Here is a 5097-nt window from a genome sequence, read left to right as displayed (position 1 = left end):
TGGACCACTTAGGGGGCTGGATGGCACGCACTGTTGGTCCGGGGGCGCTCGTCCTCGGGGAGATCGCGGGTGCGGCCGATCTGGTGGAGGCGATCGTCGACCGCATTGCCGACGGGATCCTCACCGACGGTGACCGGTTGCCGTCGAGTCGGGCGCTTGCCGAACAGTTGGGGCTGTCACGGGGGACGGTGGTGCGGGCGTTCGACGAGCTCGCGGCGGCCGGGTTCGTCGTCGCGGTGCATGGTTCGGCGACCAGGGTCAGCGAGGGCGCGGGTCAGGCGGCACGCGCCGGCGCGCGGACGCGGGAAGTCCGCGGCGCGGCGTCGGCCACCGCTTTCGTGCCGAGGCAGGGTCGACCACTGGACGATCTGCGCCCGGGGATCCCCGATGCGACGCTGGTGGATGAGCGGGCCTGGCGCAGCGCCGTTCGGAAGGCGGCGGCGGAAGGGCTGGCCGGGCTGAACCCTTGGGAGGAGCCGAGCCCGCGCCTGCGGACGGAGTTGGCCGGTCATCTCCGTAGGCACCGAGGCATCGGGGCAGCCGATCCGGTGCTGTTCGACAGCTCGCGCTCGGCGATCGCGGCGCTGTGTGCCGCATTCGTGGCGCAGCGAGGCGACGCGGGGGATGTTGCCTTTCATGCCGAGGACCCGGGATACCGCGGTGCGGTACTCATGGCGCGGGAACAGGGCCTCGAGGTGCGGTTTCACCGGGTGCATCCCGACGGCATCGACGTGGCGGAGCTCGGCGACCGGCCGGCGATAGTGTTCACGACACCGGCGCACCAGTACCCCCTCGGCCATCGGATGAGCGTCGATCGGCGGGTGGCGCTGGTCGACTGGGCGCGACGCACGGGGTCGCTGGTGATCGAGGACGACTACGACGGTGAGTTCCGATACGGCGTCGCTCCGCTGCCCGCGTTGGTGACGCTGCCCGGCGCGGAGGAATCGGTCGCGTATGTCGGGACGTCGTCGAAGTCGTTGGCTCCGGACCTTCGCGTCGCGTGGTGTCTGCCGCCCGAGGGGTTGAGGCGGGCTGTCGATCGGTGGTTGGCGGTGCATCGTCGCGGGCCGTCGTCGCTGCCCGCTGATGCTTTGGGGCACTTCATCGCTGTGGGGGCGATGGATCGGCACCTGGCGCGGGCCGCGCGCGTGTACAGCGACCGACGGGGTCGACTGGTGGCCGCGCTCAAACGCGCCTGCCCCGACCTCGCCGTGACCGGCGTCGAGGCCGGCCTGCACTTGTGCGTCTTGCTGCCGGACCTCGACGACCGCGCGGTGGTTCACGCGCTGGAGGACGCAGGGTGGCGGGCCCGTGCTCTGAGCAGTCAGTCGGAGAACCATCCGGTGTCCGGACTGGTGCTGAACTACTCGCGGCTCGGCGGCCGCGACGCGGCAGAGTTCGCGGCGGCGCTGCGCGTGGTGCTGAGCCGTTCCGGCGCCTAAGAAATGTCAGACCCCGGGAATACCATAGAACATAAGTTCGATTCAGCGATTCGAAGGGGAAGTCAATGGCGACGCACACAGCCATCCGTCAGCCGGTCTCGACGGTCCAGGTCACCGATGATTCGATTGTCATTCGTATTGTTCGCCCCGCCGCGGCGGGTGGGGATCAGGCTGCGGGCGTTTCGGCGGCGACGTCGGGCGCTGTGCGGGAGAGCCGCGCGGCCCGCCTGGGTTTCGCTGCGCGCGTGGATTCGTTCGCCGGGGTGGTGATGTGGCATCGCTACCGCGAGATCTACGCGCTGCTGCGGGAGAAGTGCGCCGAGGCCGAGGCGGGTGCCGGCTCGACCTCGGAGGTGTACGGCCGCATCTATGATCCGCTCTGCACGATCGCCGCGTCGTATGCGGCCGCGGCCGGGGTCAGGCAGTTCACCGCGGAGCGGTTCGTTGAGCGAGCGGTGGCGTGCGCCGAACGCATCCCGGCCGTCGGCGCACTGCTGCGTGACGGGCTGATTCCGGATGCGTGGTTCGCGCGCGTGGTGGAGCAGACCTCCTTGATCAACGACCTCGGTCTGCTCGCACTGATCGACGCGGAGATCGCTTACCGGCTGATGGGGATGGGCGGACTGTCGGCCAAGCGGGTCGAGTCGGTGGTTGCCGCGGTGGTCGCCGAACACGACCCGGATGCGGTGACGCTCACCCGCGAGCAGGTGCGGGCGTACAAGAAGGTCATGGTGAACCCCCTCAACGAGGGGATGTCCGAGCTCATCGTCACCGCCTCGGCCGAAGACGTCCGGATCGCCAAAGAGACCCTCGACGCGGTGATAGCCGGAGTGTGCCCGAAGGACCCGCGCACCAAGCAGGTCCGGCGTTCCGATGCGGCGATGTCGCGTCTGAACGGTACTGCCTTCACGTGCCAGTGCGGTGCCGACGACTGCTCGGCTGAACTGTCGGACGAGCAAATCAACACTCGCTGTGCGCGTGTGGTGTTGCACGTGGTGGTGCGCGAGGAAACTCTCGACGGTACCTCCGACCTCCCAGCGATGATGGACGGGTTCGGTCCGATCTCGGCCGAGCACGTCCGTGAGATCGCCGACCGTTCCGATGCCGCGTCCCGTGACCTCGATCTTGCCGACCTGCTCGATCACCAGGCCCAGCCGGGCAATAGCTACCGCCCGACCGCCACGCTCGACACCGTCGTGCGGGCCCTGTTCGGGGTCTGCACCGCTCCCGGTTGCACCGAACCGGCGTTCGCCGCCGATCTGGATCACGTGTGCGAGTACAACCACCGGGCTCCGGCGGCCGGCGGCCCGACATGCCTGTGCAACCTCAACCCGAAGTGCCGATTCCACCACGGTCTCAAGACCAGCGTCGAAGACTGGATCGATGATCAGATCATCGACGCCAACGGCGTCATCTGGACCGAGGTGACGACCCCGGAAGGCTTCGCTGTCCGACAGCAGGCCTTGAACACGTGGCTGCTCCCGGAAGCCGGGTTGATTCCGTGCACCCACGCGCCGGTCGCGGCGACACGCCGAGAAAGCGGACACGCCGAGTTCGGCCCTCGACGGACGAAGTCTCGCACCCAGGCCAAGCACGAGTACCGAATGGCCCGCCGGGCCGCGAACCGTCGCCTTCGCGAAGAAGAGCAAGCTCGAGAGCTCGCTGCGGACGGCCAGCCGGATTTCTGAACTGCACGGATGAGGTCCTTGATGCAGGCATGCGAGGAGTGGCGGCTGGGCGAAACGGTAGAGTTCTGCAGCAGCAGCTCGCCGGGGACCAGTCGCGGAGGTGGTGCATGGAGCCGATCCTGCAGCCGGTGACACGTCGTGGTCGTGGTCGGCCGCCGGGGCCACCGCTGGATCTGGACAAGCGCAGGTCGAATCTGCTCGACGCCGCCGAGGAAGCTTTCCGGCAGAACGGTTCCGAGGTGGGGTTGGTGGAGGTCGCCAAGATCGCGGGGTTGTCGCGGTCAGCGGTCTACGCGGCGTTCGCCGACCGGAATGCCCTGCTGGACGCGTTAGCGGCCCGAGAGGGCCGCCGCATCGTCGACGGTCTCGCCACAGTTTTGGCCACCGTCGACGAGCCGCGTGCGCAGACGAGGGCCGCCGTCGACCTGTTGGCCGACTGGTTCGAGACAGAGCCGGTGCTGGCACCGCTGCTGATGGGGCGGCTGAGCAGCAACGAGCGAGAAGCCGGATCGGTGCTCGGGGCGCTCGTCGAGATCCTGCGGGCCGGGTTCGCCGATCGCGATGGTGATCAGGCTGCAGCGGAGCCGTGGGCTCATGCGATCGTCGGGGCGGTGTCGTCGACGATTCGGTGGTGGTCGAAGACCGGCACGATGTCGCGCACCCAGGTGGTCGATCACCTCACCGACCTGATCTGGTCGGGTTTCTCCGACGTGTCCCAACGGGATTGATGATCGCAGGATCAATGGATACTTCGTTCGATGAACACGGGGCCGCTCACAAGGCTGCATCGTCGCAGAGTTCGGTTGCCGCGGCGAAGGCCCGCAGTCGGTGGCGCGCCACGTCGTAACCGGAGCGTGCCAGCGCGGCATCGAGGAAGTTGGGGTGCAGTCGACGGATCGGCACCACCCACCACGGGGTGTAGTGCTTCGGAAGATCGGCGAGGAGTCGATCGGACGCCGTCGAGAACACGGGGGCCAGTCGGAGGTAGTCGGGCCGGAACTCTCTAAGGTCACGGTCGGCGAACTCGGCGCGGTGCACTCGCGCCAGAGCGCGGGGGAGATCGGCCTCGATGTGCGCGGCGACCCCCGCAAGCAGTCCTCTCATGACGGGCAGGGCGGGATTGTCCGGGTTGGTTCGTTCGCACATCGACCACGCCGTCTGCCACGCCGGTTCGGCTGGTAGGCCGTGTCGGTAGCGATCCAGATTGTCGATGAAGTACTCGTGGAAGGTGGGGATCAGGGCGAGCACCCAATCGCGGTTCGTCAGCGTCAGGGGTGACTCGGGATCGGAGGCGGCGTCGATCATCTCCTCGGTGACGTACTGATACACGCGGGCGAACCACTGCTTCGGGTCGTCCTCGTCGGCGAGTTCTTCGGCGATAGCGCGTTGCTCGACCAACGACACGTGTGCGGCGGCAGCCAATGCCTGGAGTCGATCCGCAGTCACCGGCACGTGGTCGGGAGCGGGGCTGAGCCCGGGATCCACACCGTCGAGGTCGCGTCCGTGTTGGAGCACGTATCGGCGCAGAGCGCCCAGTGATGCGCGGACCTCGCGACGCAGATACCCGACCATGAGGCGACCGAGGAGAGGCGCGAGGAGCTCGACGTCCACGGTCCAGACGACCCGACATCCGTCGGGCAGTGCGACGATCTGCTGTTCGCCTCGATGATGACGCAGCAGCGGGCCGGCGCGGAAGACGCGATAGCGGAACAGGTGCGGGCGCTCGCTCGCCTCGACGATCTCCAAGAACGCGACCCGACCGTGAGGGAGAGTGATGCGGCGGATGGTTCCGAGCGTGTCGGGCCTACCGCCGACACCGGGATCGGCCAGCGTCACCGGCGCCGATGACCACAGGCGCATGCGCGCGGGATCGGTCAACAGCGTCCAGGCGACGTCTGCCGAGCACGGCAGGTCCTCGGTCAGCGTGAAGCGCGTCATCGGGCCACCTTCGCCATGCGTCCCTCGTC

At 68.2% G+C, this 5097-nt stretch carries 4 protein-coding genes; 3 read left to right on the top strand and 1 reads right to left on the bottom strand.

Going from position 1 to position 5097, the window contains the following annotated elements:
- The 3 genes from GX543_RS02205 to GX543_RS02195 all read left to right on the top strand — a co-directional run.
- A partial coding sequence (locus GX543_RS02205; RefSeq protein ID WP_290849494.1) for a PLP-dependent aminotransferase family protein occupies positions 1–1442 on the top strand: 1442 nt, incomplete at its 5' end.
- A gap of 65 nt (positions 1443–1507) precedes the next feature.
- Positions 1508–3130, top strand: a complete 1623-nt coding sequence (locus tag GX543_RS02200) for an HNH endonuclease signature motif containing protein (protein ID WP_290849493.1) — start codon at positions 1508–1510, stop codon at positions 3128–3130.
- Positions 3131–3237: 107 nt separating this feature from the next.
- Positions 3238–3858, top strand: a complete 621-nt coding sequence (locus tag GX543_RS02195) for a TetR/AcrR family transcriptional regulator (RefSeq protein ID WP_290849492.1) — start codon at positions 3238–3240, stop codon at positions 3856–3858.
- Positions 3859–3904: 46 nt separating this feature from the next.
- On the opposite strand, the gene GX543_RS02190 is transcribed toward GX543_RS02195, so the two are convergent.
- A complete protein-coding gene (locus GX543_RS02190) occupies positions 3905–5068 on the bottom strand; it encodes an SRPBCC family protein (RefSeq protein WP_290849491.1) in 1164 nt (387 codons plus the stop codon).
- Between the last annotated feature and the right edge of the window lie 29 nt (positions 5069–5097).

The organism is Gordonia sp. (in: high G+C Gram-positive bacteria), assembly GCF_012515855.1.
GTDB lineage: Bacteria > Actinomycetota > Actinomycetes > Mycobacteriales > Mycobacteriaceae > Gordonia.
This window is presented reverse-complemented; position numbering and strand designations above follow the sequence as displayed.